The sequence below is a fragment of the Cupriavidus basilensis genome (assembly GCF_008801925.2).
Taxonomy (GTDB): Bacteria; Pseudomonadota; Gammaproteobacteria; order Burkholderiales; family Burkholderiaceae; genus Cupriavidus; species Cupriavidus basilensis.
Genome location: NZ_CP062806.1, coordinates 63,378 through 90,120, shown reverse-complemented (window position 1 = coordinate 90,120; position 26,743 = coordinate 63,378). Strand labels below are relative to the sequence as shown.

Genomic DNA, 26,743 nt, shown 5'->3' with positions numbered 1-26,743 from the left:
TCTTGGTGTTCCGAACCACGCGCATCCCACTAGAACAGTGAGTCGCAACCGGAAAGCTTGTATAACGACGCTACCTGCGCCTTGAACTCCGTTTGGCCTCCGTAGCTTGGATGCCTCACGCAATAGACCGGCGTCGTATTCGCAATCCGGTGGGCGGTGGCGGCGGCGTCATTGCCGATTGCAACGATTCGGGCTGGTCGCAAGTCGCCAACTAGTTGTTGGAGTAGTTCTTCCCCAGCGCACCGCTCGCGGGCATTGTGCTGTCGATTGGAAAAGCAGTCGCCAGGTTCGTGGGGATGTAGTGGGAAGACGTTCCAAAGAAAAATCCGCGCATCAATCTGATCGAGCTGACTCCAGATCACTGCTGCCGTTCGTTCAGCAATGGCTGCGCCCTTTGTTGGCCGTTCTGCTCCGACCTGCACTCCCCAGCGCCGAGCATGCGCAACCATGTGAACATCGTCCGTCAGCGCCAGCCCTGTGCGACGCCCCCCTCGATATCCAAGGTCCCGCCCTATCCAGATCGCATCGATCGGCTCTTCGGCTGCGCGATGCAGCATCGCCGAAAGAACACTGGACCTACGACGCGGTGCATCCCATCGATCATGTACCTCACAGCGGTCGGTGTAGGGATTGAAGCAATTTTCAAACTGCAACTTCGCGACGGATTCAACAAACGGATGAAGTCTCATTACACTGATTTAAGCAGCTCATATTTAATGGTACGCTGGTCGCGGTCACCAATAATTATGCCACCCTGATTGGCCTTAAGTTGGCGAAAAACAGCGTATCCTTGCAAAATTGCCCTTTCCCATAGTTTCAGGGGGCAGTCTTCGACCTCATAACCCTTGACAAATTCTGCAATCGTCTTGAGCATGCCCAACGATACTCTATCGTGGCCTTCAAAATACTGGAGCTCTTTTGCCTTGGAAAAAATCCATGCACTAAGACCTTCTTCTACAACGATAGCTCTACCACTATCCTGCTCTTCATCGTACTTTGGGTTACTCTTTCTTTTATGCTTGATTAAAGCACGAAAGACTGGAGACCAATGCAATACGGACGCGTAGGCCAAATGAAAAACATCGTGAAACCGATATCCATCGCGATCAGAAATATTGTCTGTTAGTGGGTCCCCAATAAAAACCCCCTTCCATTTCAAATATGTTTTCTCGCCAGCTCGTTGACCCACCTCAATTTTGAAATTTCTAGGAAGCTGCTCGTCAAATTCGAACTCGGTGTCAAAGTCAAGACCGTCCAAATCCGACGAAGTTGGTTCTACAAACGCCCCTCGAGCCTTCCGGAGGTTATTCCGAGCCACTGTAGAGAATACCAACCTCGTAGCTTGGAGCCCATCTAGATAAGCTCTCGCGAATGAGATGACGTCGGCCCTAGCCGGACTCCCGATAAGCAATGCTGCCGCAGCCTGCCCCAACCGCACGAGCGTCAAATCAACTGATTCGGTCGCAACGATCGGCAGCGCGATGTAAGCCAGCGCCCCTCCCGCGATATCACTTGCGGCTCCAACATTCTTGAAGCTCCCATGGTTAGTCGCTTCAGCAAAAACTTCCTCAAGAGGAATATGCATACGCCGGCAAAGCGCAGAGAGATACCATAGCGCATCTCCAAACTCCTCTTCTGCAGCCGTGCGATACTCGGGATAGGCGGGTCCTTCGCGAGTTATCTTTTTTGCAGTGGCCATGATACCACCAACTTCCCCATACAGACCTTGCTGGATTGGGGCAAGCTCTGCCTGACTAATAAGGTCAGTGGGCGCTATCTGCGCTTCATACTCTGAAAGTAGAAGTGAGCCTTCTTTTTTCATGGACGATCATCCTCGTAAGGTGAGCCATTCAAATGGAGCTCCCTGATAGCCAATGACCGCTAGTCCACGAAGCCAGCGCTCGAACGCCGCGAGCAGTTGGGCATCATCAAAACACGTTACTCCAATTCCACTCTTCCAAATCGGTCTGCCATTTCGATCACGGAGACCGATCGGAAACTTGGGCCCGATTCCGCCGAAGTAGACATAATCATCACTTAGCAAAACTCTATTCACCGATGTGTCTCTACGAACGTGCTTATAATTCGTTGTGCCGTCGGGATTAGAATGGAAAGAATCTCGTTGAAACCATTCAGAATTCGCATTCTGGCGGTGGTAAATATTGTCGCCAGAACTCTGTTTCCGACTGCCATTGCGAAACGGCATCTTGGCGAGGAATCTGGGATCAGCAGAATATTGGTCAAAGGTTAAGGCCTCCGACACACGCATGGCATAAACAATGTGACCTCCCCGTCGAATGCCTTGGGCATTGCTGCCGCATCCGATGACCCAATCCCCGACTTGGGCACTACGTCGAATGCCTGGCTTGCAAGTTGCAAGCGTGCAGTGTCCATAGAAAGGGTTCGGAGCGAAGCCGCTATCGTAGCGGACTACGTAGGAATGAACGCGGGCCATTTAGCAGGGATGACGCTTAAGAGGCACGGGTTCACAAGATCCACCGTCGGGCTTTTCCCAAGTGTCCTTTCCGTTGATCGCGTCAATGATGGCGTCACCGTTCCAGCCGACCAAAGCATCAGCGTATTCGCTCAAGGCCTGAGGAAGGTCGCACTCTTTCTCGCCATGCTCCCATACACCAACAATGCGCTTCCCCTGCTTTGCTGCGTACTCGATCTCCCAGTTGACCCATTCGCTGTCTTTCGTCTTGGGTGACACGTAGCAAATGAACACACCGGCCCAGTTAATAGCTGGAGCCAGAATTTGCGTCTTGATGTAGTGCTCGTCCTTCGCGTCGTTGAACTTGCCTGTATGGATCGAAGAATCGCGGATATCGACCTTTTTTGATGCAAGGAGATCCTTAAACTTTTTCAGGCCATGATCGTCTTCATGAACATGGCTGATAAACACATTTTTCGTTTCTGCCACTTCAATTCTCCGCTAACATTTTTACGACCGTGGTCATCCTATACGCAGTCATAGAAATAATGTTCAAAAACTGTTGGCCGAGGGTCTGAAGACGGATGTGTAGTATTCCTATTTGTTATCGGTGACCAGCTGATCACCATCGACACCCCCAATGTTGCGGACCTTGTGGGCACGCCATCCATCCTTTTAATAGTGAAATCTGTAAAATAAATTACTCGCCGTTCCTATCTCTTGGTTGCGCGCCACTATGGTTGATCTGGTTTGCATCCTAACGTACGTCGTCGATCGCGCTCAAATGTGAGTGGAATAGACCGGCAAAGTCGATATCACGTAATCCCTCTTCATCGAAGAGATCAAGCCGCCTTGCCAGCGCGAGCGCAGCTCCTCCGGGCGCCGCAACCGGCAGTATCTTGGCCCGCGGGTGGAACCGCACAAACAGGTCGTACTCCGCTTCGACACCGTCCATACCGCCGATGAATACAGCAGCCTTTAGATCCTCACGTGACAGCATCTCCTCGCGCATGTGCAGCAAGCTCGCGCCCAGATTTTGTGGCACTGCCTCGGTCAGAACGACATTGCCAAAGCGCTGGTTCTCCTCGGGAAAGCGGTCCTTGAAGTAATTGCTTTGGTAAAGGATGACCGAATCAGAATAGTCAACACCCAGGTCCTCGCAGATTGCCCAGATCATTGGTGTGATGGCTGGATGCCCACCCCAGACAATCTTGTGCTGCCGGATGAGGGCGACGACCAGTTCCCGCACTGCGCACTGAATGAGGAACGGGTTGGCCGTCTCGTGATAAGTGCCACGCCCGATGACGGGCACGCTCGCCGAAAGAAAGATTGCGCTCACGGGTTAGGCCTCCCAGTCCGCGAACTGCCACCCTGCTTCGCTAGCCTTCACCCAGCGAGCCGAGCGGATGTGGTCACCTAGCCAGTCTAGATGCCCTAGCCAGCGGGGATGCAATCCGACGTGGTCGTAGACGACGGCGACCGATCGATCCGGTGAGTTGATGGCGGCGTCGTGCAGGGTCGTCGATGTCGGTACCCCAACTGTGGGATACACCACGACGTCCTTGCCATCTGGCAATTTGATGTACACCGCCTTGTTCACACCAACGCCTGCAACGTGCCCGCCGATCGTCTCCACCGCGTTGCGCAGGTTGCTGACCAGGTTGACATTGCGGACCGCGTGACTTTCACTTCGGACGGACTCCAACTGCAGACAGATGCGTTCCACCGCCGCGTCGGCCAGGCGACCCGTCCCCACATCCACTTCTTCCGGCAACAACTCAGCGCGACTAGCTGTCGCCGTTCGCATAGAGGGAGTGAAGTCCGGCCAGCCGACGCGCAGCACGCTGATTCCCTTGGAGAGTGCTCGACCAAACTCTGCACTGGTCCACCGGCTGTCGAAGTACCCCGGGGTATCGAGCATGACCAGCACGTCGGAATCGCAAAGGCGATGCCACAGCATTGCTTGGAAGTCTTCGGCGGGTGCGATGCCGTGAGTGTCAAGGAAAACATCGAAAAAACGCGCGGAAAATGCGTCGAAGAGTTGCAGCGCGGCCTCACGCGCTTCGCCCCTGCGATAACTGACAAATACGCGGCGCTGGCGAGGCAACAGCCCCGAACTCTCCAGTAGCGCGGTGGCAATGCGCTGCGCGCCGCCTGCGTTGTACGCCAAGCAGTTCAGCGGCTGCAGAAGTTCGGGTATCTCCTCAGCGACGCGTGTGGCGTCCGAAACCACAGGTACTATCGGGATTCCCCGGCGCAGCAGTTGAGCCACGTTCGCCAGCGGCGCGGCGGTGCCCCCGTAGAAGACAGCAGCAGCCGATCTCTGCTGATCGGGATTGAACGCGCCAGGGCGCACTACCCATCCAACTTCATAGCCCAGCCGCAGGCCAAACAATTGCACGGCTGGCGAGACGATTTGCTCAAGCGCATGGACTTGTTCTTCGGACGGTGCACCGAGTACGGCCAATTGATACAAGACAGACAACGCGGTCTCCTCGCAAGAGTCTTGATCGGCGCGAAGTCAGCGTTTTGCCATACCCCCCACCTTATTACCCGACCTGTTCAACACCTTGCCCACGGAGCCACTACAGGTTTTTTGAAACTAAATGTTACATCATCGCGGCCGTGGATTTTGTGTTTTATCTGTGAAACTCTCACCAGGCTGCCATCGCCACGAGTTGTCACCCTGGTGGCAGCAGTAGGTGCGGACGTACAGTTGCATGCCTCCCAGGAACGATCCTCTCTACCTCGCTCCGAGGGACTGCCCACTTTGGACCCGATAGCCAACTAGAGGGATGGTCGTGATTCGTCAAGAATTCGACGCATGCCGCGCTAAGCGTCTGATTTCAAATCGGAACACCCCTTCACGGCGCGCCCCGTGCCCCCGCGCGACGGGCACCCGGAAATGTTCCACCGTCTGCCCGGCGTGGATCGCCCGCTGCAGCCACTCCGGCATAGCGCCGCGGCCGTCCCAGCCCTGCGCGTTGCGGTAGCGCACCGCCCCAGGCGATGGGGTCGGCGGTGTCTCGATAAAGCAGCCGGCCGCCTGCAGGTCGGCCAGGGTCAGGCCGTGCTGGGCCATCTGGATGCGAACCCAGGTGATCGCTTGCGCGCGCTCGATTTCGATCGACATGGTGAAGGTGAAGTGATTTGGGGCGGCGTCGGATCCCGCGTGGTGCAGTCTTGTGGGAGTGTTGGATTTCAGCGTTGTTCCAGGTGATGGCCGCAGTGGGAATCCGCGCCGGCGTGAGGGCGTGGCCCCTCGCTGCTTAAATTTTAGTCAAATCGACTGACGCCGCCGGCACTCGGCCCCCGCGCGGCTTGTCCACAGGCTTGTCCCCTCGCGCGGTGAATAAATGCCATCCGACACCTCCGGCGTCCCCCCTCAGGCCGGCCCCGGCTTGAACTTGGTTTTGGTCGCCGGCGCCCGGCGCCCGGCGCTTGGCGCCTACCAGGCGGCGCGTCGCGGTGGCTTCCGCATCGGCCCGCTCGTTCCGGCGCAGCGCCACTTCGAGTTCGTCCCGCAGCCCTCCCTGTGCCGCCTCGTCATACTCAAGCACCTGCTCTGCCTGCGCCAGTTGCAGGCAGAGCGTGTCGCACTCGGCCTGCAGCCGCGCCCGCACCTCGGCGCCGGTCACGGCTGCGCCTTGCGCCCTCGCCTGCATCGCCGCCAGTTCCGTACGCAATTCGGCCACCGCCTGCTCGCCCTTCTGCCGCAGCGTGCGCTCCTGGTCGATCTCGTGCAGCGCGCGGCGGTCCGTGGCCTCGGCGCGTTCTTGCGCGACCGCCACCTGCTCGCGGGTGCGCTCCAGCTCCGCCGAGAACTGCGTACGCATCTTGCCCAGTTGCCGCTCGAGCGCCTCGATCTGGCGCCGGCCCTCCTCCTGACGCGCCTGGGTGGCCACGTGGGCCTGGCGCGCGGCGTCCAGTCCCCCTGCAGCGCCGCGCGCGCTTGCTGGGCGGCGTCGAGCCCGGCTTGCAAGACCGCTTTCTCCTGCTCGGCCACCACCACCGCGGCCCGCGCCTGGTCGCGCTGCACTTCCGCCTCGCTCGCCTACAGCCGCGCTTCGGCCCGCAAGGCGGCCAGTTCGCCGGCGGCGGCCTCGTTGGCGGCCTGCCAGATCGACTGCACGGCGTTGGCGGCGATGAGGGCCGGCTGAAATTCGTGAATATCTTAAGCTTCACATATTTGCGAATCCCGGCCATCCCTCTCTAGTTCAGGTTCCAATTCCACGATCCGGAATTCGCGCCTCAAGGAAATATGGACACTCCCTGTATCTCTGCTCTCGTCCTGCGGACATCCACCGCGCTCACCTTTTCAACGCTTATCAACACAGGCTAATATCTTGTCCAGTCGGGTGCATGCATCCCGTCAAGAAATCGGGATCGAACCGACGCAAAAGAATCCTTGCCAGCTTCGTTTCCCCTAGCAGCCATCTCGTCAATCGCCTCAGTATCGTCAAGTTTAATCTCGACTGGGGTTTGCTGATTGACCCTGAGATGACGGGTTGGTCCCAGAAAACTTTCCGCCAAGAGTATTGCACCATGTTGCTGGGCTGCGAAGAAAAGGTCCACGCTGTGCAACGCCCAACCAGCCTTACCTTTTCCCAGGGAATCCGTAAAATCGGACTCACTACTCAAAGTACCTATGCTTAGTACATCTATCCGATCCAACGGAATCTTGAGATGGCGCACCGATTCCGCCAGCGCCGGCAGGATTGGATTATTTGCCCAAACACCACCGTCCAGAAAAATCTCCGGCACAATAGGCCCATTCCATAGGGATTCGTCAAAGTACGTAGGAGCGGCTGAGGAAGCAAGCGCGGCATCGACGGACAGGATATCCCGAAATGCCGTTCGATCTGGGCTGTGTGGCGTAACCAAGGCTTCAGCCTGCCCATGCTTGGCCCTCACTGTTGGAATGACCAGCCGGCAGGATGAGCCCGACATCTTCCGATCGCCATAGACCTCCTGAAGCAATCCACGCAGTGTTGAGGACTCGTGTTTGGACCGTAACCAATGCCGCAGCGTTCTATCTTTTGGGAAAATTAGCGACCCCTTGTCCCGGTAAAACGCCAGTATCTCGCTAGGCTTGATTCCCAAACCAAGACCAATTGCCAAAATAGCCCCGGTCGACGTTCCTGTCACTAAATCAAAATGCGAGACTAAATTGTTACCACCGCCACTCCCAAGCATGTCATCCCATTTTGCCAAAACGGCGGCAGTGAAGGTTCCTCGCAATCCTCCTCCATCGAGCGCAAGGATTCTGAAATTGCGTCCCCTTTCTACGCTACGTCGCACCAGCGGCAAGCGCTTCAACTGATTGACAATCAAATCTACAATGCTCTCAATAGACGTTTCATATGCAATCTTCCTGTTTTCCTCTTCGGACAGCCCATTTTGAAGGCTCGAAAGCAATCCTGGATTGTCTTTCAGATAGCCTGAAATTGCTCCGCCAAAGCCAGCGACGATAAAGCCGGGTTTTCCAAGATCAAGCATCGCATCGAGTTCAGTGGGAACCCCAGCGTTGGCCTTATTTACATCCCACCATTTTCCGCCCACGCAGACCACGACGTCGGATCGCTCTGCCATCCAGTTGCGCATCGGGGTCAAATCGCTGCGGGACTCTCCCTCTGACTCAACCGGGACTACTTGTACAACGGCGTATTTCCGCTGCCTCTCTATTTCCTCAATTTGTTCCGCAGTCGCGGAAAATTTTTGGGCGCGCAAAAATGTCAAAGTACCAATCTCGCCGCCCGCGTCGATAAACGCCCTTGCCGCTTCTTCCAATGGTTCAATAAAGGACGGGTGACTGCCGTGGATCACGGCGCCCCCCTCGCCAAATATCCTCGTGGAAAGCCGTTTCACGAATAGACAGATTTCTTCCTTCTGCATGTCAGGGACGGATCCAGACAGATGAACACGTACGCCCGCAAGAGGTTTCCTGAAAGCCATTGGCATATCCTGTTAATTAGACTTAAACATTGGCGAATCAGCCGCCGGAGCCTTTGCAACACCTACGGCGCGCGCTTTTTGGCCTTGTCAAAGTCAACCTTGTCGTAGAACGGTTGGTCTTCTTCTTTCGCACGAACAATCCATGAATTGCGGATCTGTACTATCCGATGGACCTCACGATCATAGTGAAAGCCGAAAAACACTCTGCGCACCATGTTTTTCTCCGTTCAGATCATAGGCGTAGAGCGATAATAGGTTCACCGAGCGGACTCAGTGAAGTCCTCGCGAAGCAACTCCGGCTCAGGCTTCAGGTCATAGAGTGCATCGAGGGCTTCTTCGCCGGTTGTCTCGGTCTTCTCCCATTTGATCAGATCCTTGACTGCAAGCGGGGTCAGGGCATTGAGGTACAGCGGGTACTGGACATCAAGGCCATCCATCGCGCCCTCGTTGAAGCGCTCCATCGATGCCTTGGTCATCCTACGCCCGGGCGATCTGACAGGCTCCCTGCGCCTGATCACCTGCATCGTGACGAGCTCTGCATAGATCCACGGAGACGATGTCTGGCCATCTGAGTCCTTGTCTAGGAGCTTGTCTGTAGTCATTGCCGCCGGCGTATTGAGAAAGACAACACACTCACAGCCGTCGATCATGTGCGTAAGTGCAGTGGAAAGCATCATGTGCACGTGACTCGTCGACCGGTTTCGCAGTTGGTAGTTGTAGGTCGTACTGTTCAGTTTGCAATACTCGTTGTCGATCGACCGGAGCAGGTCATTCGCATGGCCCCAGACGCAGGAATCGATGAACGCGGTCAGGCCGAACCTTTCATGCAGCCATCCCGCCATTCCGATAGCAATCGCCTCATCGCAATGGGAATGCGAAATGAATACGTCCGCCTTGACCTGCCCGAACCAGTCCCCCTTCACCTTCAGGCCGTTGATGGCGTCATTCCGGATGTATGACGCTATCGCATTTCGGACATTCAGCTTCTCCCCAGCGAAGCGGGCCTCCCCGGAGGCTTTCCAATTCGCGAACAACTCCTTGTTGACACCTTCCAGATTAAAAGCACGGAACATATTTGGTCTTGGTTGTTTGATTATTAGAACCGGGTGTGACGTCGCGCGGGAAGCGACATTGATTCCGGCGCAGGTTTGTGAAGACAGTCTCGGACACGGTACTACGAGCGGAATGGAATCCGATAGCAAAGCCGCAGCGGCGTGACACGCGAGTCGTCTCTGCTGGCGTCACCATCTCGGCCGGTAGCAACGGGCTGATATTCATCTCCTTGCACCTAAGTAATTGGCAGCTATTCGACCCGGTAAAACTCCACGCTTTGCCCCGCATTGACCGCCCGCTTGAGCCAGGACGGCATCTCGCCCTGCCCGTCCCAGGTCAGTCCCTCGGCATTGCGGTAGCAGACCGCCGTCGGCGGAGGGGCTGGTGGCGGCGGATCGAAGCATCCCGCCGCTTCCAGCTCCTCCATCGTCAGCCCATAGTCCGCCATCTGGTCCTAGATCCAGCGGATCGCCGCCGCCCGCTCATTGTTGGCTGTCATCGTTGTCGTCACTGCTATCGCTGCCGCCTTCCGGGGCGAGGGAGGCGGTAGCCGTCCCCTGATTTTCGTCGAGTTTTCGCCCGGCTTGTCGCTCGGCTTGTCGCTCGGCGCCCGGCTCCCGGCCTTGCGCCGTCGCGCCCCACCCTCTCGCTCAGGGGGCGCCACCCGCAATTCCGCCAGCAGCTGGCGCACCAGCGCCGCTTCGGCTGCGCTGCTCCGCCGGGGAATCGAAGGCTACGCCGTGGCACGCCTGAACCGCGCATGGTATCGGGGCATGCCAAGATAAAGATTACCCCGCGGCGAACTCGATTCGCGGATACGCGGCGACGTCGCCACCGTTGCGACGACAGTGCGCGCAACGACGGACCACCGCCTCGGCGCTTCCCGGGCGTCGCAAAGAAAGCTCAGGGTATCGTCATGCTTGATCCTGACGTGCCATTCTCCAACGCAGTATTTGGCGTCGGAGAACTTCTCCCGCCATCGGCACGAGAGCGTCTCGATGCGGTATACGAGGGGCGCCGTGGCGCCCTTTACCCTGTCAGCCCTTGACCGGGCAGTCGGGGTTCAAGCAAGCACTTCCAAACCATGCTTCTGGACGACTTGCAGCAACCTCGCTGCCATCCCGCTAGGCTGCTTCTGCCCGCTCTCCCATTTCTGAATGGTTGACGTACTTGTGTTCAGGTAGCGAGCAAAAATGGGCTGGCTCACCTTGACCGATTTGCGGATCTGAACGATGTCCTTAGCCTCGAAGTGTGGCGGTTCTTCCAGGCACAAGTCGTCATACTCGCGCATGGTTTTCTTGTCGATGGATTTCGCCTTCAGGAGGCCAGATGCGGCGCTGTGGATCGCCTCAAAGGCGTCGGTCTTGAATCGTTTAGCAGTCATGGCAAATCTCCAGTAGCTCCCCTTGACCGAGCAGTCCAGCGATCTGCGACGCGGAGGCCGCCGCGTAATCCTTGGAAAGCTTCTTGAACCCTTCCAGTTCCTTATCGCTGATGTTTTCCCGGTCCTTCTTCGCGAACAAGTAGGTGAATATCCATCGCTTGCCGACCTTGTTGAGGACAATTGAGCGATGCCTGTTCTTGTTGAGCCGCTTCTTCCAAACGCCGCCGCCTAGATCATCGCCTTGGCTCAGCATCAGTTCCTGTGCAGCCTCACATAATTCAGCATCGTCGATTCCAGCCTTGCTTGCCGTTTTGCTGAACCAGGACGTTTTGAAGACACGCTGCGCAGGACTTTTCATGTAGCTGGTCAGAAATCAGATGGTAAAGTCTAGCACTAGGTGCAACACTTTTCAATAAAGCACACGACAAGTACGCATACCACACCGCTCCGCGGTCACCTGCTGAGCAAGCGTTACGCAGATCAGGCGCCCATAATGTATCGCATACAGCACATAAATAGTCACTTCGTCCGTCCCGCCTTCTGCTCGGCTTGGCGACTACTTGCTGGATCTGCGGCGCTATGCACTGACCACTTGGACGAGTATGGCCGTGATCAGATCGTGAGCGGGCTTGCGGTAGCCATCCGCGATCACTCGGTCCGACCGATGCGGAAATGTTCCACGGTCTGCCCGGCGTGGACCGCCCGCTGCAGCCAGTCCGGCATGACGCCATGGCCGTCCCAGCCCTGCCCCTGCGCGTTGCGATAGCACGCCGGCCCCGGCGAAGGGCTCGGCGCTGGCTCGGCAAAGCAGCCGGCTGCCTGCAGGTCGGCCAGGGTCAGCCCTTGCTGGGCCATCTGGATGCGGATCCAGGTGATCGCTTGCGCGCGCTCGATTTCCATCGACATGGTGTAGGTGAACCGATTTGGGGGAGACGCCGGATTCCGCGCCGCCCGTTTTGCTTAAATTTTCATCAATGCCAACGGGGCCGTTGGCCACCCGCGCCCGCGCGGCTTGTCCACAGGCTTGTCCCCGCGCGCGGTGGACAGACCCCCACCCGCACAGCGCCCCTCAGGCCGGCCCGGGCTTGAACTTGGTCCGTGTTGCCGGCGCCCGGCGCCTCGGCGATACCAGGCGGCGCGTGGCGCTGGCCTCCGCATCGGCCCGCTCGGCCCGCCGTACTGCCATCTCCAGTTCCGCCCGCAGCTCGTCTTGGGCCGCCTGCCCGCGCCTGAGCGCCTGCTCCACCTCCGCCAGTTGCCGGCTGAGCGTATCGCACTCGGCCTGCAGCCGCGCCCGCGCCTCGGCGCCGGCCACGGCGGCCTCCTGCGCCCGCGCCTGCGCGGCCGCCAGCTCGGTGCGCAGGTCCACCACCGCCTGCTCGGCCTTCTGGCGCAGCGTGCGTTCCTGGTCGATCTCGCGCAGCGCGCGGCGCTCGGTGGCGCTGGCGCGCTCCTGCGCGACCGCCACCTGCTCACGGGTGTGCTCCAGCTCCGCCGAGAATTGGGTACGCAGCGCCTGCAGTTGCCGCTCGAGCGCCTCAACCTGGCGTATGCCCTCCTGCTGGCGCGCCTGCGCGGCCGCGTGGGCCTGGCGCTCGGCGTCCAGCTCCCCCTGTCGCGCCGCGCCGGCCCGCTGGGCGGCGTCGAGCTCGGCCTGCACGGCGGCTGTCTCCTGCTCGGCCACCGCCACCGCGGCGCGCGCCTGGTCGCGCTGCGCCTCCGCCTCGTTCGCCTGCAACCGCGCCTCGGCCCTCAGCGCGGCCAGCTCGCCGGTGGCGGCCTCGTTGGCGGCCTGCCAGATCGACTGCACGGCATTGGCCGCGATCGCCTTGAGCGCGTCCGGCAGGCCGGGCTGGTCGATGGTCACGCGCAGCTTGCCGCGCAAGTCTTGCCAGAACTGCGCCAGCACCTCGGTGGGCGTGCCCATGCTGCCCTTGCGCACCAACTGATAGAGCTTGTTGGCGGTGGGCGTGATGCCGTAGCGGAAGAACAGCAAGGCGCAGACCTCACGGTAGAGCGCGCGGGTTTCGGGGAAGTGCGCACGAAGATCGGCGACGTCGGCGGCGAGCCGGGCCTCGGCGGCGGCGGCGCTGGGCATGGGCGGATCGAGCGGGCTGGCGGTCATGTTCTACGTAGAACGTTCGGTAAATTTCTAATATATTACTACGTAATACGTCAAATATATAACTAAAAAGACAAATATTTAGACATAAGTAGGCTTCTGTCTATAATAATCACTACACTCACCTCGTGACTCCCGCTCCACCCATGGAAGCCCTCTCCCTCGCCGCCCTGCCGGCCACTCCGATCGAGCGCCTGCGCCTGCCCGCCGAGTTGTCCGGCGCCGCCGGCAGCAACCGGGCCCGCGGCGGCACCCCGCAGATCTCGGCCACTGACGACCTGGCCGCCGTCACCGCCTGGCTGGCGCGTTACACCGACACGCCGGCCACCCTGCAGACCTATCGGCGCGAGGTCGAGCGCTTGCTGCTGTGGGCCGTCCTGCAGCACGGCAAGCCGTTGTCGTCGCTCACCCATGAGGACCTGCTGCTGTACGAGCGTTTCCTGGCCGATCCGCAACCTGCTGCGCGCTGGGTCATGGCATCGCGCAAGAAGCTGGCGCGCGGCGCGCCCGGGTGGCGGCCCTTTGCCGGCCCGCTTTCCCCGGCCAGTGCGCGCCATGCGATGGTCATCCTCAACACGTTGTTTGCCTGGCTGGTCAGCGCCGGCTACCTGGCCGGCAACCCACTGTCGCTGGCGCGCAGCCGGCGCGGCGCGGCCAAGCCGCGCATCACGCGCTACCTGAGTCACGACATGTGGCAGGCGGTCAAAGACGCCATCGATGCCATGCCGGGCACGAGCGAACGTGCGACCGAGCGCGAGCTGCTGCATGTGGCGCGTTGCCGTTGGCTGCTGACCGTGCTGTATCTCGGTGGCTTGCGCGCGGCGGAGGTGGCCAGTACGCGTATGGGGGCGTTTTTCTGCCGGCGCGACAGCCAGGGCCTGGAGCGTTGGTGGCTAGAGGTGACGGGCAAGGGCGACAAGACGCGGCTGGTGCCCGCCACCGACGAAATGATGGTGGAGCTCGCGCGCTATCGCGCCACTTACGGCTTGCCACCAGTGCCGCACGCTGGCGAGGATCGCCCCATCGTGCTCCCGATCATTGGCAAGGAAAAACCCTTGTCGCGCGGCGCGCTGCACCTGGTACTCAAGGAGATCTTCGCGCTAGCGGCGGAGCGCCTGCGCGCGCGAGGAACCGAATGGGCAAGCCGGGCCGAGGTGCTGGCCAGTGCCTCGGCACACTGGCTGCGCCATACCGCGGGCTCGCATATGACCGACCAGCAGGTGGACCTGCGTTTCGTGCGGGACAATTTCGGGCACGCTTCCATCTCGACCACCAGCGCCTACCTGCACACCGAAGACGATGCGCGGCATGAGGCCACGCAGGAACGGCACCGGATCGGCTGGAAGCGCTAGGGTTCGCTACTCGTTTCCTGCTAGGTGCTCTGATTAAGGCGAGTGTATGGGGGCTGGAACTCGAATTCGCGTGACGCAGGCGGCAGACTACCCGCGTCCCCATCGGCCATCAGAGTCTTCGCTCTGCGTTCCACAATCATCCCATCGCCAGTGGCTGGCTGCAGCTCACCTCGTACGATGTAGACGCGCTCGGCGGCGTGCTCGCCCTGCTGACGGCACACATCTCTGAACCTGAGCGGCCGGAAATTACAGAAAACTACCCTCATCCTCGAGCTCGACGCATCGATATCAATGTATCAAACGCGGCTTCAGCTTCAACAAATCGTTACAAAGCGCTCCCCGCCTCCTTGTCATCGTCGCCCGATTCCGCGGCGTTACTGGAGTGCGCGGCCAATCCTGCCGGGCATCAACAACCAAGGAGCTCACGGTGTTTGCTCGCAAACTGATTGGAAGTGTGGCAATCGCCGTTCTGGCGGCGGGCATGGCTGGTGGTGCAATGGCAAACGATACCCAGTGGCAGAAGAATCACCCGCGTCGCGAGCAGGTCAACGGACGTCTGGCCAACCAGAACGCTCGTATCCACCAAGAGGTCAAGGAAGGTGAAATGTCCCGCGGCCAGGCGGCCAAGCTGCACAGCGAAGATCACCAGATCAGCGCCGAAGAACGCACTATGGCAAGCCACGACGGCGGCCACATTACCCGTGCCGATCAGCGCGCCCTTAACCAGCAGGAAAACGCCGTGAGCAAGCAGATCGGCCGTTGATCGCTCGCTATGGATTCGCGTCCTGGTTTCACTGCTCGCCAGGCAAGAATCAGGACACACGGATCAGGGAGCAAGTCGACGACCCAGTCGTCGCAGCCCGCCGCCCGGCGGGCTTTTTCTATTTCGAAAGCACAGGGACCAAGCACTGCGGTAGCGCGAGCGGCCGCGTGGGAATGCTGTGCGGGTGTTCTTGTCCAATCATTCGGATGTACGGGGCGCGTCAATGAACACACGTATCCGAACGGAATTGTCGCGGTGAGGGTGCGTAGGCGGGCCGAAACTTGGCGGAATCGGTCTTGGTCATGCGGCCAGCGTGTGCGCGTGCGGAGCATCGTCACTAGCCCGCCCTACTGGGGCCTGCACGACTATGGCGTGGCGCGGAGCCAGCCCGGCAGTCCGGCCACCTGATCACAATGACCAGCACGGATGCATTCAAATGTCGTGTCCCGCCCCCCCCCGATCATGCCAAGCTGACGGCCTTGCCGCCACGCCAGAAGCGCGATTAGGGCACGAACCGCTCCGCATCGGGGACCCTGCCGCCGCCGCCGCTGGTGGCCCCGCTGATGACGAGGACGCTGCCGTCGCGAAGTAACGTGGCCGAGGCGGAGTGGCGGCTGGTGGTCAACAATGTCGCCGTCGTCCGGGTATTGACGTCGGGGTTGTAGAGCTCGTTGCTCGCCTAAGCAATACCCGGCCCCCCCCCCCGCCGCGAGCACGCGGCCGTCGGGAAGGACCGTCACAGTCGGATGGGCGCGCTGCCGGCTCATCGTGCTCGGCGTCAAGGTGAACGTGCGGGAATCGTAGCGCCAAGCCGTGTCGATGATACTGTCCGTGACCAGCACACTGCAGTCATTCAACAGAACGGATTTGCTAATAAAGCTATCGCTGGCCGGATACTGAATTGCTGTCGTTCACCGCAAACACCTCGGCATTGACGCCTCCGCCCCGGATGGCGCCGCCTACGAGCAGCACGCCGCTGCCGTCGGCCAGCATCGTTGCGCCGTGCTGGGCGCGCGGCACAGACAGCCGCGTAGCCATCGTCGTCCAGATGTTGGCAACCGGGTCGTACATCTCAACTGTGTCCCGGAAGCTTAAGGCGCTCGATACGTATCCGGCCGAGGATAAGGACTTTGCCGCTGGGCCGCAGCACGGCGCGGTGCCAGAGACGCACCTCGGACATGCTAGCCACCGGCGACCAGATCCCGGTGGCGGGATCATAGATCTCCGCGGTGGCCGTTTCTGTGCTGCCCCCCTGGGTCCCGCCGGCCACCAGCACTCTGCCGTCTGGCAGCCGCGTGGCCGACGCGTCGATACGTGGGACGGCCACGCTTCCGGTGGGCGCCCAACTGTTCGTGCCAGGGTCATAGACGGCCGCCGAGGCGGTGACAGCGCCAGTCGACAAGACCCCCCCCCGCAGGCAAATGCGCTGGCGCATCGTTTAAGGATGCGCGTCCGGGTTCAACTGGGGGCGGTGCAAGCGCGTCCTTAACAGAGAAACGGCGTTTGCCGGCCAAGATACAAAAGTTTCTTGAGTTTCTCGAAGAGGAGCTCAATAAAAGGCAGATAAAATACCAAACTCGTTCCAGATAATCCGCTAGAGAGTCAAGGCTTGAGAGTTGAATCGACAAGTATTTTTAAGGAGTTCTTATCAAGTCCCTTAAGGCCAAACTGATGCCTGTAGAGGATAGTCCCGTAAATTTTGTCGTAGAGAAGTTCTGCTGGTTGCGCCGTAGTGATGCATCCGTCTTTTTGGCCTTTCTTTATTATACTGAGTCCAAGCTTTCTTCTGTAGTTGAGATAGCGGTCAACGAAAGTTTGAGAGGTTCCAGTTTCTGCGACACATTCTGCTAGCACCGCTAGCATCACTCTGCCCAAATCCCCCTGTAAAGCTGCCACATAGCGCAGAGCATGGGCGTGAATGGCTTCATCTGCCGGGTCATCTGGTGATATGAATAGAACTCTGTTCGTATGAACAAGGAACGCATCAATCAACAAATATAAGCGTTTGTCCCACCATTTATATATGGTCATTTTTGAGACGCCAGTCTCCGCAGCTATCGCCTGTATCGTCGCGCCCTTCAAACCGAACTCGGCGCTCAAACGATAAGCCGCATCCATCACTGCCGTTGCGGCCTCCTCCGAACGTGGACGACCCCGGGGCTTGGGTTCGGAAACTGCTGTCTCCTCTGACTTCTTTCTCATGAGTATTGCTTCCATTAGCGGATCTGAAATGTGAAGAAAATCTTATGCCATTGTAATGGGATTTCCTTCCCAGTGAACTACGCAATCCAGCACACCACGCACCTCGCTAGAACCCCGTCACCGAATTGAAATGCCCGAATTTTGTGCATTGCAACGCAATAGTGCACCAGCTTGCACCACAAACGATACTTAGAGTACAGAAATCAGGGGTGCGCGTCACGCGCAACGGCTCGCCGTTGTCTCAGCGCAACTCAAAGCCGTAAGACCACCACCGCTGGTTCGTCTTTGCTACCGTGACCTTACCCTCATGCCTGCGCTGCGGTCGTGGCGGCGCCACTCTGCGTTGCAGCAGCAATCCGTACACTCGCATGACCCGATAGTCCCGCTTCACGTTGACGGGCGGCGCGCTTTTCCGCGCTTGTTCCCGGCGCAGTACACCCCATACCCGGCGATAGCCGTAGCTGGGCAAATGCGCGACCGCATCGCGAATCGCCTCGATCAACCCTGCATCGTCGGTTTTCCTAGCATAGCGCCCATCCTGCCAACCTGCAGGACGAGCCAGCTTCTCTGCCACATTTGGGCGCGCTACACCGAGAACTTCGCAGACCCCCTTCACAGGTCGTCCCCGGCAATGAGGGTGAGCACGCAATCCATTTTCGCACTTCATCACCTCCACTGCCTCACGAGGAATCTCGCTCTCCATGGTCTTCTTGCCCAGCAGGCGCTGTAGCTCACGGACTTGCCTGAGCGCGTCGCTCAACTCCGATGCCGGCACGACTTCATCACCGCCACTGACCGCCGATAGGCTGCCGTCCTGATTCAGCTTGCGCCAATGAAAGAGCTGATTCGGATATACGCCGTGCTGGCGCGCCACCATCGCGAGCTTCTTGTCCGGCGACCGCCGCCGGCGCTCCGGCCCCGTGGACTGTGTCCGGCGATTCAGGGGGCCGCTCCGGCGGAGCCTTGGCACGTAGTTTGCTAGGACAGAAATATATTTATGTACCCATCGTACAGTAATTGAATTTTGATGCTAAACTGAGGTGAAACGATGAATGGGAAAATTCACATGGAGACTCAAGCAGCTGCTGCCGGCGATTTCCGCCTCTATCGAGCTGGCGATATCGCGCTGCAATCTGGTCGCACATTCAAGGACATGTTCATCGCATACAAGACTTATGGAAGTTTGAATGCGGACAAGTCCAATGTGATTCTCTATCCGACGTCGTTCAGTGCGCAGCATTACGACATCGAATTTATGGTTCGAGAAGGTGGTGCGCTGGACCCTAGCAAGTATTTCATCATCATTCCGAATCTTTTCGGAAATGGCCTTTCGAGCTCGCCGTCGAATACATCTTGGCCAAACGTCGGGACGCGCTATCCCAATGTCTCCTACTTTGATGCAGTTCATGTCCAGAAGAAGATGCTACTGGAGTTGTGGGGAGTTGAGCGGGTTCAACTTGTCTATGGTTGGTCGATGGGAGGTATGCAGGCTTATCACTGGGGCGCGTTGTTTCCCGACGCGGTCGAGCGAATCGCCGTCGTGTGCGGCACAGCCAAGTGTTCTCCCCACAATCGGGTCTTTATCGAAGGCGTGAAGCACTCTTTGATGGCGGATGCTGCTTACCAGGACGGTGTCTTTACACACTATCCCGCGCGCGGCGTCCGTGCGATGGGTCGCGTTTATGCAGGTTGGGCACTTTCGCAGACTGTGTACCGAGACGAAATGTGGCGCAGCCCGGCATATGGTTCCCTGGAGGATTACCTGGTGTTGTATTGGGAGACCACGTTTGCGCGTCGCGACCCGTCCGACCTTCTGGCTCAAATGTGGACGTGGCAAAAGGGCGATATCAGCGACAACACGACTTATGGCGGAAACCTGAGTCAGGCGCTTAGCAGCATCCGCGCCAAGACGCTGCTTATGCCGGGCGCGCAGGATCTCTACTTCCGAGTGGAGGACAACCGCCGCGAAATGGAGCATCTGAAAAACGCTGCGCTCAAACCGATTCCCTCTGTCTGGGGACACCGTGCCGGCAACCCTGCAGGCCTGACCGAAGAACGTGACTTCATTGAAGAAAACGTCAAAGAGCTGCTTTTGGCATAGCGGCCGAAGACGCGACTGACCAAATAAAGGATTAAAGTAATCATGGAAAAACCAGCCCAATTTCGACTGAAAGCAAGTGAACTGATGCCGCTTTCAGTGAAGTCTGATTTCTCTGGCGTGATGCGCGCGCTGGGGCACTTCGGTGCGATGGCGATAGCCGGAACCGCGCTCTGGAATAGCATCGGGACATGCTGGGCCATCCCACTGACTGCCATCACAGGCTATCTCATCGCATTCCTGTTCACTACCGAACATGAAATGGCCCACCAAACGGCATTCAAGACCCGTACACTCAATTACATCTGTGGGCATTTCGCGGGATTCGCAATTTTGCTTCCGTATGAGTATTACCGCGCATACCACTGGGATCATCACCGTTATACTCAAGACCCCGCGAAAGACCCTGAGCTGGCCGTTCCTCTACCTACTACTCGTTTCGGACTGGTATTTTTCTGGTCAGGAATTCCGACATGGATTGACCGCGTTCGCATGCTGCTCGTGCATGGCGTTAAAGGGAAGGTCACTAAGCCTTGGGTTCCTGAGAACAAGCGTGGCTTGATTGCGCGCGAAGCGAGATTCTATTTGCTTGGCTATCTCACCATCATCGTGGTTTCGATTGCTACGCGTTCTCCCGCCGCTCTACTGTTATGGGTTGTTCCTGTAGTGGTTGGCCAGTGGTTCCTTCGCCCTTACCTGTTGGCAGAGCATACCGGTTGTGAGCACGGCCCGAACATGCTGGCGAACACGCGCACTACATATACCAACGCGCTCATCCGATTCTTTGCTTGGAACATGCCGTACCACGTCGAGCACCACGCTTATCCAGTGGTTCCGTTCCACGCTTTGCCCAAGCTCAACGCAATCTTGGCAACTCACATTACGAACACAGAGAAAGGATACCCAGCGTCGACAGTATCTGTATTGCGCTACATCAAACATGAGATCCGCGGTGAGCCAGTGAGCAGGCCACAGCCGACTGATTCTTAAATTCCATCACCCGCCGTTCCGTACCTCAACTCCACGAGCCACGTTGAAAGGAAATTCCATGGATGCCAAGAAAATAGATGCCATCGCGCAACTGGCGTTGGTCGCAGCGGCCAGCTTTTTTAGCCAAGCACCGGCGCTTGCGCAAACTGCTGAGAAACAACAAGCCGGCGGCACGCTGAACATGCTGATGCAGCCGGAGCCGGCTACGCTGATCCTCGCACTCAATCGGCAAGGTCCGACTCAGTTCGCTGCGGGTATCGTCAGCGGCGCCGGCCACGATGCCGTATATGTCGCTGGACAACTTCCAGTAGCGATGACTTTCGTACCGAGCAAAGACGGCGTTTCGTACAACGAGATTGAAGACGCGAAATCAGAGCATCTCGAAGCAGGCTGCAATGTCCTGCTGGACGCTATGCTGCGCGCAGCTTCTTGAGGGCGTGAAAATGGCTTCAATCAGCTATCTGACAAACATTGAGTTTGGTACCGGGGTCCTGCAACAGCTGGAATCCGCCTTGGCCAGTGCTGGTATTCGTAGGCCAATGATTGTCACCGATACCGGTATCGTAAAAGCTGGCATATGGGAAAAAATCGCCGCCCACTTGAGCGAGGAGCACCGCCGGGTTATCTATACGGATACTCCTCCTAATCCCACTGAAGAGGCGGTGGAACAGGCGACCGCCCTTTATTGCGCCCAGAAGTGCGACGGCATGATTGCCATCGGCGGCGGCTCTCCGCTGGACTTGGCGAAGGGTGTGGCGGTGTTGGCTACCCACGAGGGGCCGCTTTCTCGATATGCGGGAATGGCTGCAATGCCACTCATCACGGCGAGCGCGGCGCCATTCATCGCCATCCCGACAACTGCCGGCACTGGTAGCGAGGTTGGGCGCGGTGCGCTGATTTGTTTGCACGATGGGCAGAAGAAGCTCATTGTCAGTCCGCATTTGCTCCCCAAGCGCTCGCTGTGCGACCCCGATCTGACAGAAGGTATGCCACCGGCGTTGACCGCAGGTACGGGGATGGACGCCTTTACTCATTGCATCGAAACCTTCCTGTCGCCGCGGGTGAATCCTCCAGCAGAAGCGATTGCATTAGATGGCGCCGCTCGTGCCTGGAAGTGGATAGAGCTGGCAGTTAAGAACCCCACCAATAAGCAGGCTCGCTGGGAAATGATGATGGCGGGCATCGAAGGTGGCTTGGCTTTCCAGAAAGGGCTGGGTGCTGTGCACGCGCTCTCCCATCCACTCGGTGCTTTAACGTACCCGAAACTCCACCACGGAACAGTGAATGCGGTGATCTTGCCAGCAGTTCTACGCTTTAACGAGGCGCATGTAGGTGACAAGTACGCACGCCTTCGTGTTGCACTCGGCCTGCCTATGACAGCGAATTTTGCCGAAGAAGTCGAAAAGCTCAATGTTCGTATCGGAATGCCCCAAAACCTCCGCGAGCTGCAGGTTGCCGAAGACGTTGAAGATTTTGTAGTTGAAGGAGCGCTGAGCGACCACTCGACGCTGACCAATCCGCGTGCCCTTACCGAGGAAGACGCACGAAAGTTGTTTAAGGAAGCTATGGGCTGATCCGGATAGATGGTTAGCTCAAACAGGACCCTGCGACGAGTATTTCCCAGGGCAACAGAGAGGCGCATGATTCCGCAGGCACTGCCCGGCGGACCCACCGAAAGCACAGCAAAAATGAATACCAGCTACTCTTCAACTCGCCCTCCAAAACTGAAAATAGCGTCAAGAAGATTGCCGGAGCCAGCGTCATTGGGACAACCGTTGAGTGGTACGACTTGTTCGTCTCCGCGACAGCGTCCGCTTTCGTCTTCAATAGAATCTTCTTCCCGAAGTTTGACCCCTTGATTGGTACCTTGTTGGCCTTTGGTACCTTTGCATCCGCATATTTGTCCTGCATCACGTTCACGTTCTTCCAGGCCGAGCGCGATGCCTTCGTAGCTGTGGTAGGCAAGGCGGTTGTAGAACTTCAGAGCGTGTTGAGAAATCGGCAGCAGGCCTTCCTCCTGAGCCGAATCGGCCATACCGTCAGCAGTATGAGTGTGAATCACGCACGCCAAGTCATGCCGTGCCATGTGGACGGCCGAGTGAATGGTGAACTCTAAAGCGTTTATACATGCCGACACCGATCAGCGGTACGCTGGCCAGGAACGGAATACGCCAGCCCCAAGACAACAGACTTTCGGTCGACATGATGGACCGCAAGGCAGTTCGACCGCGAAGAGGCTGCGGAACTCAAAGAGTTGGGATGGAAGGCCGCACAGCGGCCGCATAAATAAGGTCGTATCGTGAAAAAGACTGTAATTATTGGCAGCGGGATGGCTGGTTATTCCGTTGCCCGAGAAATCCGCCGCCTTGACGTGGAACACGTCATCACCTTCGTTACCGATGAGGGTGGTGGCTACTACTACAAGCCGGCGATTTCGAACGCGCTGAGGATGAGAAAGACTGCGGCAACGCTGGTATTGAAGGAAGTAAGCCGCCTAAGCACTGAGCTCAGTGCCGAATTCGTGCTCGGCGAGGCTGAGAATGTGGACATCGCCAACAAGACGGTGGTGCTCAAGGACGCAACCGATCTGGAATATGACAACTTGGTGCTGGCGACAGGTAGCCGGCCTAGGAAGATTGCGTTGGCAGCGCCCGAGAATCACGTCTTTGACGTCAACTCTCTTGCTCAGTATGGCCGCTTGCGCGAGCACTTGCAGGAGGGTATGCGCATCGCAGTCATTGGCAGTGGAATGATTGGATGTGAAATCGCTGAAGATTTGATTCAGCATGGGGTCAAGCCCCTGGTGATTACTCCTGATGCATATCCACTTCAACGAATGCTGCCAATCGAAATAGGCACCTGCTTGCAGCGTATTCTTTATGAAGCGGGAGTGGAGTGGTACTGCGGGATGAAGAGCATGGAGGTATCGGCTGACAGCACTGGCTACGCAATCTCTGTGGATGAACTTGCTCCGGTGAAGGCAGATGCCTTCCTGGTTGCCGCCGGCCAGGTACCCCGGGCAGAGCTGGCCAAGGCCGCTGGCATTCGAACTTCTGTCGGCATTGTCGTCGACGAGTGCGGCCTCACGAGCGAGCCGAATATTTACGCCCTGGGCGACTGCGCTGAGTACAAGTCTGGGTGGCTGCCGTACATTGCGCCTATCAGTTTCGCGAGCAAGGCAGTAGCTCTCTCCATCACGGGCGAGGCAACGAAGATGGCTTTCCCACCGATGCCCGTGAAACTGAAGACTCACTTGTATCCAATTTCTTTGCTCCCCCCGGCGTCCTTGGAGGACGTGACGGCCGAATTGGAGGCAACAGAAGGCGGCCAGAAACTGATTTACAAGGACAAGTACGGCTCGATTTGTGGGTTCGTCCTCGCCGGGGATGTAGCCCGTGAAGCTGACGCAATAGCCAAAACAATTACCGTAGCGATCTAAAGAAAAAAGAGCAGTTAAGATGAAAAAAACGTTGATGTGTGTAATCTGTGGATGGATTTATGATGAGGAGCTTGGTGCCCCCGACCATGGAATCGCGCCAGGTACGAAGTGGGAAGACGTTCCCGATAGCTGGAGCTGCCCCGAGTGCGGAGCTGGGAAAAGCGACTTTTACATGATTGAGTTGTAAATCATGATGATAGTCGGGCTGTTGAATCGACAAGCGCGGCTCAATGCCGGGATCAGTTTCTCCTTGGCGAGTTCCAGCGAGTCGAGGAAGGTGCGCATGGGCGTTTTGCAGTAACACCATCGCCCCTGATGTTCTCGCCGGTTGTTATACTGGTCAAGCCGGGCATCGAGATCGAGCCGCAATGTGCCGATCGAGTCGTAGACCTTCTTGCGGAAGGCGATGCGATAGAACTCGTTGAGCATGGTTTTGTGCAGCCGTTCGACGATGCCGTTGGTCTGAGGCAACCTGGCCCGCGTACGGATGTGGTCGATATTTTCCACGGCCAGATGGAGCTCGTATTCGTGATGCTCGGGGTTGCATTCTTGACGCACTGCGCTTCGCTCCAAGCGCCGACCTGTACCGCTTGTATCTGACCATCGGGCGCATGCTCGACGATTCGAAGCGGATCCTGGAGAGCCGCCGGCACCTGCATATCGGCATGACCGTCAGCTACGCCGCCGACGATCTCATCCAGCCGCTGCGGCGGGGCCGTATCCTCGAACTGCGGCAGACGCAGGCCGTGGTCGAGGACACCGCCACGCGCCGGCGCTGGGCCTTGCCCTATGCCGCGGTCATCGCCGATGCCACCGCTGCGGCCCAACCGTCATCGCACGCCTCTCCACCCCCGCCCCATGCGCAACGTGCTGACTTCATGGTCGGTGACACGGCGGCCTTTACGGACCAGCACCTGCATGAGCGCATCGGCACCGTCGTGCGCGTCAACCAGAAGACCGTGTCCGTGCAGTGCAATCCCGACGAGGGCCACTGGCGGGTCTCCTTCGCGTTTCTGCGTAAAGTGGTCGATCTGTAGCCGTCACCCACGGTCAGAGGAAGGCGTCAAGTCTATTACAATTGGGTTCCGCTGACGCTTGCCGTGATAGCTCCCAGCGCAGGGCCATTCTTTGTCCTGGGAATCAGCCCTTAGCCTTCCTCGCGAGGCAGGTGGACAAGCATGGTGAATCGGCTTGATCGCTCGACCAGCGTTCCGATCGCGGACCGGTTCAGGCCGATGATCAGGTCACTCTCCCAATGCCCTGACACAGCACGATCCTGCGCTTCTGCAGGCCGGTTGGAGATCATTACATCCTCGCTAACGTACGCTCAAGCCTTGGCTTGGGCCCTGGCCCTCGGCACGCGCAACACCCGCCCAGTGCGCAGACAGCTGACCAGCTCGCGCTTGAGGGCACCTCGGCTCTGGATATAGAGAGCCTGGTAAATGGCTTCGTGAGAGATGCGCATGGATTCGTCATCCGGGAAGTCGATCTGCAACCGGTTGGAAATCTGTTCGGGCGACCAGCCATTGACCCATTTACGGTCACCGCGATGCGGTTTGTTTCTCCCTTTGAACGGCGCTTGCCCGGGCCCGGAAATCTCACGGCCATCAGCGGCGCGAACCTTGCCCTCCAGACGGTCTTGCACGTAGTAGTACAGCCGTGGGTTAGTCACCAGTTTCGAAGGTTTGGGGCGTTTGGCAACTAGTTCCGCCTTCCACTGTGCAACCGAAGCTCGATACTCAAGCCGGCCGCCACGAGTTGCAGCGTTACGCGTCAGTTCCCGGGAGACCGTTGATGGGCTGCGTCCGATACGGCGAGCAATCTCGCACACCCCGACGCCCTGGAACGAAAGTAGTCCAATCTCTTCTCGCTCCGCGAACGACAAGTACCTCCCGGATACTGGGCATGACATGGAAAGTGGCATGCCACCATTATGGCGGAACCAGCGAGTGCCTACTGCCGGCGACACGCCAACCGCCTCTGCAGTCTTCTCACTTGTAATGCCTGTTGCGATTTGCTTCCAGAATTGCCGCTCGATCTCACGCCGATGCGACAGCGCACCTGGCGAGCGCATCGCTCCTCGCCCTGTGCATCCACCCCGCTGGCCGTCCCATAAACACCTCCTTGATCAAAGGTGTTCCGACGACCGGTTGAATCCGCCCAGTATTGCAGCCATGAGTTCCAGCGCACCATGCGCGACTGGGGCGTGCGCTCGTCCATGAGCCGGAAGGGGAATTGCTGGGATGCGCCCACCGAAAGCTTCGGGGGACGGCTCAAGACCACCAGTTTGCACGGAAGAAAGTTCGCCACCCGGCGGGAGGCCATGGACGCGGTGCTGGACTGGATGGCCTTTTATAATCACCGACGGCTGCATTCCGCGCTGGGTTATCTCAGTCCCATGCAATACGAGCAACGCTGGCATGCGGCACAGCGTAAAAAGGCCGCATAACCCGAGAGTTAAGAGCTACACCAAACAGGGGCAACATCGGTCCAGTCATGTTGCGCGATCGCATGCTCGTCTACGTCGCGACTGAAAACCTGATGAATCCATGGCCGTGCGGCGTGGGGCAAAGAAGAAAACATGAGAAAAAAGTCCGTCAGCGAGCCTGCGTTTAGGCAAGTTTCGAGAATCAGTTGACATGTGGCGGCAGCAATGGTGGCTTTCCGCACTGGCGCAGCAGTTCGCCCGCGGGTCGTCGGGAGCCATCGGCTGTAGCATCGCGATAACAAAGTCGCTGGTTTTCCGCAACTTTCCGCCACCGATTGTGCCAATGACTAGGGCATCCAGCGTAACAACATCTGCGTTGTCATGCTACGCCTCATCGGTCCCGGTGGCGATCGCTTCCTCATGGTCATCGTACATTGAAAATGGCTGCGCATCTTCGGGATACACGAAGCACCCATATCGCCCAGCAGGTATCCGCAAAACTTTGCTGAAAATGGATAACGGC

At 58.3% G+C, this 26,743-nt stretch carries 28 protein-coding genes and 7 pseudogenes; 12 read left to right on the top strand and 23 right to left on the bottom strand.

What is annotated here, in order from left to right:
• Positions 1 to 29: 29 nt before the first annotated feature.
• The 8 genes from F7R26_RS37975 to F7R26_RS37940 all read right to left on the bottom strand — a co-directional run bounded on the left by F7R26_RS37975 (position 30) and on the right by F7R26_RS37940 (position 6,339).
• Positions 30 to 689, bottom strand: a complete 660-nt coding sequence (locus tag F7R26_RS37975) for a uracil-DNA glycosylase (RefSeq protein ID WP_150992811.1) — start codon at positions 687 to 689, stop codon at positions 30 to 32.
• Positions 689 to 1,822, bottom strand: coding sequence for a nucleoside triphosphate pyrophosphohydrolase family protein (locus tag F7R26_RS37970; protein WP_150992813.1), 1,134 nt, complete (start codon positions 1,820 to 1,822; stop codon positions 689 to 691). Before F7R26_RS37970 ends, F7R26_RS37975 begins: the two co-directional genes overlap by 1 nt.
• Positions 1,823 to 1,828: 6 nt before the next feature.
• Positions 1,829 to 2,455 (bottom strand): Nmad2 family putative nucleotide modification protein, encoded by a 627-nt coding sequence (locus F7R26_RS37965; RefSeq protein ID WP_150992815.1) that lies wholly within the window; start codon positions 2,453 to 2,455, stop codon positions 1,829 to 1,831.
• The gene (locus F7R26_RS37960; protein ID WP_150992817.1) at positions 2,456 to 2,923 is read right to left on the bottom strand and encodes a TIR domain-containing protein; all 468 of its coding nucleotides are present in this window, start codon (positions 2,921 to 2,923) and stop codon (positions 2,456 to 2,458) included. It lies immediately after the preceding gene.
• A 268-nt stretch (positions 2,924 to 3,191) separates the two neighbouring features.
• Positions 3,192 to 3,773 carry an SLOG domain-containing protein gene (locus F7R26_RS37955; protein WP_150992819.1) on the bottom strand — a complete coding sequence of 194 codons (582 nt, stop codon included), beginning with the start codon at positions 3,771 to 3,773 and terminating at the stop codon, positions 3,192 to 3,194.
• Between the two features lie 3 nt (positions 3,774 to 3,776).
• Positions 3,777 to 4,919: a toll/interleukin-1 receptor domain-containing protein gene (locus F7R26_RS37950; RefSeq protein ID WP_150992821.1), complete on the bottom strand. Its 1,143-nt coding sequence runs from the start codon at positions 4,917 to 4,919 to the stop codon at positions 3,777 to 3,779.
• A gap of 324 nt (positions 4,920 to 5,243) precedes the next feature.
• Positions 5,244 to 5,567: an H-NS histone family protein gene (locus F7R26_RS37945; RefSeq protein WP_150992823.1), complete on the bottom strand. Its 324-nt coding sequence runs from the start codon at positions 5,565 to 5,567 to the stop codon at positions 5,244 to 5,246.
• Positions 5,568 to 5,703: 136 nt separating this feature from the next.
• Positions 5,704 to 6,339 carry a hypothetical protein gene (locus F7R26_RS37940; protein ID WP_241754844.1) on the bottom strand — a complete coding sequence of 212 codons (636 nt, stop codon included), beginning with the start codon at positions 6,337 to 6,339 and terminating at the stop codon, positions 5,704 to 5,706.
• Between the two features lie 71 nt (positions 6,340 to 6,410).
• On the opposite strand from F7R26_RS37940, the gene F7R26_RS41300 reads away from it, so the two are divergent.
• Positions 6,411 to 6,650, top strand: coding sequence for a hypothetical protein (locus F7R26_RS41300; protein ID WP_241754843.1), 240 nt, complete (start codon positions 6,411 to 6,413; stop codon positions 6,648 to 6,650).
• Between the two features lie 122 nt (positions 6,651 to 6,772).
• Here F7R26_RS41300 and F7R26_RS37935 read toward each other — a convergent pair whose 3' ends face one another.
• The 8 genes from F7R26_RS37935 to F7R26_RS37900 all read right to left on the bottom strand — a co-directional run bounded on the left by F7R26_RS37935 (position 6,773) and on the right by F7R26_RS37900 (position 12,951).
• Positions 6,773 to 8,329: a CBASS cGAMP-activated phospholipase gene (locus F7R26_RS37935; RefSeq protein WP_241754842.1), complete on the bottom strand. Its 1,557-nt coding sequence runs from the start codon at positions 8,327 to 8,329 to the stop codon at positions 6,773 to 6,775.
• Between the two features lie 122 nt (positions 8,330 to 8,451).
• Positions 8,452 to 8,604 carry a TIR domain-containing protein gene (locus F7R26_RS37930; RefSeq protein ID WP_170302019.1) on the bottom strand — a complete coding sequence of 51 codons (153 nt, stop codon included), beginning with the start codon at positions 8,602 to 8,604 and terminating at the stop codon, positions 8,452 to 8,454.
• A gap of 42 nt (positions 8,605 to 8,646) precedes the next feature.
• On the bottom strand, positions 8,647 to 9,462 hold the full coding sequence (locus F7R26_RS37925) for a hypothetical protein (RefSeq protein ID WP_150992827.1): 816 nt from the start codon (positions 9,460 to 9,462) through the stop codon (positions 8,647 to 8,649).
• 230 nt (positions 9,463 to 9,692) lie between these two features.
• Positions 9,693 to 9,890: an H-NS family nucleoid-associated regulatory protein gene (locus tag F7R26_RS37920; protein ID WP_241754841.1), complete on the bottom strand. Its 198-nt coding sequence runs from the start codon at positions 9,888 to 9,890 to the stop codon at positions 9,693 to 9,695.
• Between the two features lie 615 nt (positions 9,891 to 10,505).
• A complete protein-coding gene (locus tag F7R26_RS37915; protein ID WP_150992829.1) occupies positions 10,506 to 10,826 on the bottom strand; it encodes a helix-turn-helix domain-containing protein in 321 nt (106 codons plus the stop codon).
• Entirely contained in the window at positions 10,816 to 11,184 is a 369-nt protein-coding gene (locus F7R26_RS37910; protein ID WP_150992831.1) for a type II toxin-antitoxin system RelE/ParE family toxin, read from the bottom strand. Before F7R26_RS37910 ends, F7R26_RS37915 begins: the two co-directional genes overlap by 11 nt.
• A 290-nt stretch (positions 11,185 to 11,474) precedes the next feature.
• Positions 11,475 to 11,732 carry an H-NS family nucleoid-associated regulatory protein gene (locus F7R26_RS37905; RefSeq protein WP_150992833.1) on the bottom strand — a complete coding sequence of 86 codons (258 nt, stop codon included), beginning with the start codon at positions 11,730 to 11,732 and terminating at the stop codon, positions 11,475 to 11,477.
• Positions 11,733 to 11,895: 163 nt separating this feature from the next.
• Complete coding sequence (locus tag F7R26_RS37900; RefSeq protein WP_193692290.1) at positions 11,896 to 12,951, bottom strand: DNA-binding protein; 1,056 nt, start codon at positions 12,949 to 12,951, stop codon at positions 11,896 to 11,898.
• A 143-nt stretch (positions 12,952 to 13,094) separates the two neighbouring features.
• Between F7R26_RS37900 and F7R26_RS37895 the strand changes: the two genes are divergently transcribed.
• Together F7R26_RS37895 and F7R26_RS37890 are read left to right on the top strand one after the other, a co-directional pair.
• The gene (locus F7R26_RS37895; protein WP_150991938.1) at positions 13,095 to 14,300 is read left to right on the top strand and encodes a tyrosine-type recombinase/integrase; all 1,206 of its coding nucleotides are present in this window, start codon (positions 13,095 to 13,097) and stop codon (positions 14,298 to 14,300) included.
• Between the two features lie 481 nt (positions 14,301 to 14,781).
• The gene (locus F7R26_RS37890) at positions 14,782 to 15,063 is read left to right on the top strand and encodes a hypothetical protein (protein ID WP_150991999.1); all 282 of its coding nucleotides are present in this window, start codon (positions 14,782 to 14,784) and stop codon (positions 15,061 to 15,063) included.
• 879 nt (positions 15,064 to 15,942) lie between these two features.
• On the opposite strand, the gene F7R26_RS37885 is transcribed toward F7R26_RS37890, so the two are convergent.
• The 4 genes and pseudogenes from F7R26_RS37885 to F7R26_RS37870 form a co-directional block, all read right to left on the bottom strand.
• Positions 15,943 to 16,134, bottom strand: coding sequence for a hypothetical protein (locus F7R26_RS37885; RefSeq protein ID WP_150991940.1), 192 nt, complete (start codon positions 16,132 to 16,134; stop codon positions 15,943 to 15,945).
• A 1-nt stretch (position 16,135) separates the two neighbouring features.
• Positions 16,136 to 16,498, bottom strand: a complete 363-nt coding sequence (locus F7R26_RS37880; protein ID WP_150991942.1) for a tRNA wybutosine-synthesizing protein 4 beta-propeller domain-containing protein — start codon at positions 16,496 to 16,498, stop codon at positions 16,136 to 16,138.
• A gap of 167 nt (positions 16,499 to 16,665) precedes the next feature.
• Positions 16,666 to 17,280 (bottom strand): TetR/AcrR family transcriptional regulator, encoded by a 615-nt coding sequence (locus F7R26_RS37875; RefSeq protein ID WP_150991944.1) that lies wholly within the window; start codon positions 17,278 to 17,280, stop codon positions 16,666 to 16,668.
• A gap of 229 nt (positions 17,281 to 17,509) precedes the next feature.
• Positions 17,510 to 18,208 (bottom strand): annotated as a pseudogene (locus F7R26_RS37870) (transposase); the annotation flags it as partial.
• Between the two features lie 123 nt (positions 18,209 to 18,331).
• Here F7R26_RS37870 and F7R26_RS37865 point away from each other — a divergent pair.
• The 5 genes and pseudogenes from F7R26_RS37865 to F7R26_RS41295 all read left to right on the top strand — a co-directional run.
• Positions 18,332 to 19,366 (top strand): alpha/beta fold hydrolase, encoded by a 1,035-nt coding sequence (locus F7R26_RS37865; protein WP_150991948.1) that lies wholly within the window; start codon positions 18,332 to 18,334, stop codon positions 19,364 to 19,366.
• 42 nt (positions 19,367 to 19,408) lie between these two features.
• The gene (locus F7R26_RS37860) at positions 19,409 to 20,353 is read left to right on the top strand and encodes a fatty acid desaturase (protein WP_150991950.1); all 945 of its coding nucleotides are present in this window, start codon (positions 19,409 to 19,411) and stop codon (positions 20,351 to 20,353) included.
• A gap of 259 nt (positions 20,354 to 20,612) precedes the next feature.
• Positions 20,613 to 20,786: pseudogene (locus F7R26_RS37855) on the top strand (Zn-dependent hydrolase); the annotation flags it as partial.
• Positions 20,749 to 21,927, top strand: coding sequence for an iron-containing alcohol dehydrogenase (locus tag F7R26_RS37850; RefSeq protein WP_241754840.1), 1,179 nt, complete (start codon positions 20,749 to 20,751; stop codon positions 21,925 to 21,927). The pseudogene F7R26_RS37855 and the gene F7R26_RS37850, both read left to right, overlap by 38 nt.
• A 170-nt stretch (positions 21,928 to 22,097) precedes the next feature.
• Positions 22,098 to 22,265, top strand: a pseudogene (locus F7R26_RS41295) (MFS transporter); the annotation flags it as partial.
• On the opposite strand, the pseudogene F7R26_RS37845 reads toward F7R26_RS41295, so the two are convergent.
• Positions 22,266 to 22,478: pseudogene (locus tag F7R26_RS37845) on the bottom strand (class II aldolase/adducin family protein); the annotation flags it as partial.
• A 174-nt stretch (positions 22,479 to 22,652) separates the two neighbouring features.
• On the opposite strand from F7R26_RS37845, the gene F7R26_RS37840 reads away from it, so the two are divergent.
• Both F7R26_RS37840 and F7R26_RS37835 read left to right on the top strand, forming a co-directional pair.
• Positions 22,653 to 23,792 (top strand): NAD(P)/FAD-dependent oxidoreductase, encoded by a 1,140-nt coding sequence (locus F7R26_RS37840; RefSeq protein ID WP_150991952.1) that lies wholly within the window; start codon positions 22,653 to 22,655, stop codon positions 23,790 to 23,792.
• 19 nt (positions 23,793 to 23,811) lie between these two features.
• Positions 23,812 to 23,979 (top strand): rubredoxin, encoded by a 168-nt coding sequence (locus F7R26_RS37835; protein WP_150991955.1) that lies wholly within the window; start codon positions 23,812 to 23,814, stop codon positions 23,977 to 23,979.
• Here F7R26_RS37835 and F7R26_RS37830 read toward each other — a convergent pair.
• Positions 23,961 to 24,329, bottom strand: a pseudogene (locus F7R26_RS37830) (integrase core domain-containing protein); the annotation flags it as partial. The gene F7R26_RS37835 and the pseudogene F7R26_RS37830 overlap by 19 nt on opposite strands.
• A gap of 53 nt (positions 24,330 to 24,382) precedes the next feature.
• Here F7R26_RS37830 and F7R26_RS37825 point away from each other — a divergent pair.
• Positions 24,383 to 24,829: a hypothetical protein gene (locus F7R26_RS37825; RefSeq protein WP_241754839.1), complete on the top strand. Its 447-nt coding sequence runs from the start codon at positions 24,383 to 24,385 to the stop codon at positions 24,827 to 24,829.
• A gap of 113 nt (positions 24,830 to 24,942) precedes the next feature.
• Here F7R26_RS37825 and F7R26_RS37820 read toward each other — a convergent pair.
• Positions 24,943 to 25,866, bottom strand: a pseudogene (locus F7R26_RS37820) (IS30 family transposase); the annotation flags it as partial.
• 84 nt (positions 25,867 to 25,950) lie between these two features.
• On the opposite strand from F7R26_RS37820, the pseudogene F7R26_RS37815 reads away from it, so the two are divergent.
• A pseudogene (locus F7R26_RS37815) lies at positions 25,951 to 26,241 on the top strand (IS3 family transposase); the annotation flags it as partial.
• Between the last annotated feature and the right edge of the window lie 502 nt (positions 26,242 to 26,743).

Coding starts and splice junctions, on each gene's coding strand:
- F7R26_RS37930 (WP_170302019.1), bottom strand. CDS start 8,604: ATGGTGCGCAGAGTGTTTTTCGGCTTTCACTATGATCGTGAGGTCCAT.
- F7R26_RS37865 (WP_150991948.1), top strand. CDS start 18,332: ATGGAGACTCAAGCAGCTGCTGCCGGCGATTTCCGCCTCTATCGAGCT.
- F7R26_RS37935 (WP_241754842.1), bottom strand. CDS start 8,329: ATGCAGAAGGAAGAAATCTGTCTATTCGTGAAACGGCTTTCCACGAGG.
- F7R26_RS37835 (WP_150991955.1), top strand. CDS start 23,812: ATGAAAAAAACGTTGATGTGTGTAATCTGTGGATGGATTTATGATGAG.
- F7R26_RS37965 (WP_150992815.1), bottom strand. CDS start 2,455: ATGGCCCGCGTTCATTCCTACGTAGTCCGCTACGATAGCGGCTTCGCT.
- F7R26_RS37850 (WP_241754840.1), top strand. CDS start 20,749: ATGTCCTGCTGGACGCTATGCTGCGCGCAGCTTCTTGAGGGCGTGAAA.
- F7R26_RS37880 (WP_150991942.1), bottom strand. CDS start 16,498: ATGCGCCAGCGCATTTGCCTGCGGGGGGGGGTCTTGTCGACTGGCGCT.
- F7R26_RS37905 (WP_150992833.1), bottom strand. CDS start 11,732: ATGTCGATGGAAATCGAGCGCGCGCAAGCGATCACCTGGATCCGCATC.
- F7R26_RS37920 (WP_241754841.1), bottom strand. CDS start 9,890: ATGGCGGACTATGGGCTGACGATGGAGGAGCTGGAAGCGGCGGGATGC.
- F7R26_RS37900 (WP_193692290.1), bottom strand. CDS start 12,951: ATGACCGCCAGCCCGCTCGATCCGCCCATGCCCAGCGCCGCCGCCGCC.
- F7R26_RS37910 (WP_150992831.1), bottom strand. CDS start 11,184: ATGAAAAGTCCTGCGCAGCGTGTCTTCAAAACGTCCTGGTTCAGCAAA.
- F7R26_RS37945 (WP_150992823.1), bottom strand. CDS start 5,567: ATGTCGATCGAAATCGAGCGCGCGCAAGCGATCACCTGGGTTCGCATC.
- F7R26_RS37890 (WP_150991999.1), top strand. CDS start 14,782: ATGGCTGGTGGTGCAATGGCAAACGATACCCAGTGGCAGAAGAATCAC.
- F7R26_RS37975 (WP_150992811.1), bottom strand. CDS start 689: ATGAGACTTCATCCGTTTGTTGAATCCGTCGCGAAGTTGCAGTTTGAA.
- F7R26_RS37895 (WP_150991938.1), top strand. CDS start 13,095: ATGGAAGCCCTCTCCCTCGCCGCCCTGCCGGCCACTCCGATCGAGCGC.
- F7R26_RS37875 (WP_150991944.1), bottom strand. CDS start 17,280: ATGGAAGCAATACTCATGAGAAAGAAGTCAGAGGAGACAGCAGTTTCC.
- F7R26_RS37915 (WP_150992829.1), bottom strand. CDS start 10,826: ATGACTGCTAAACGATTCAAGACCGACGCCTTTGAGGCGATCCACAGC.
- F7R26_RS37925 (WP_150992827.1), bottom strand. CDS start 9,462: ATGTTCCGTGCTTTTAATCTGGAAGGTGTCAACAAGGAGTTGTTCGCG.
- F7R26_RS37885 (WP_150991940.1), bottom strand. CDS start 16,134: ATGTACGACCCGGTTGCCAACATCTGGACGACGATGGCTACGCGGCTG.
- F7R26_RS37970 (WP_150992813.1), bottom strand. CDS start 1,822: ATGAAAAAAGAAGGCTCACTTCTACTTTCAGAGTATGAAGCGCAGATA.
- F7R26_RS37860 (WP_150991950.1), top strand. CDS start 19,409: ATGGAAAAACCAGCCCAATTTCGACTGAAAGCAAGTGAACTGATGCCG.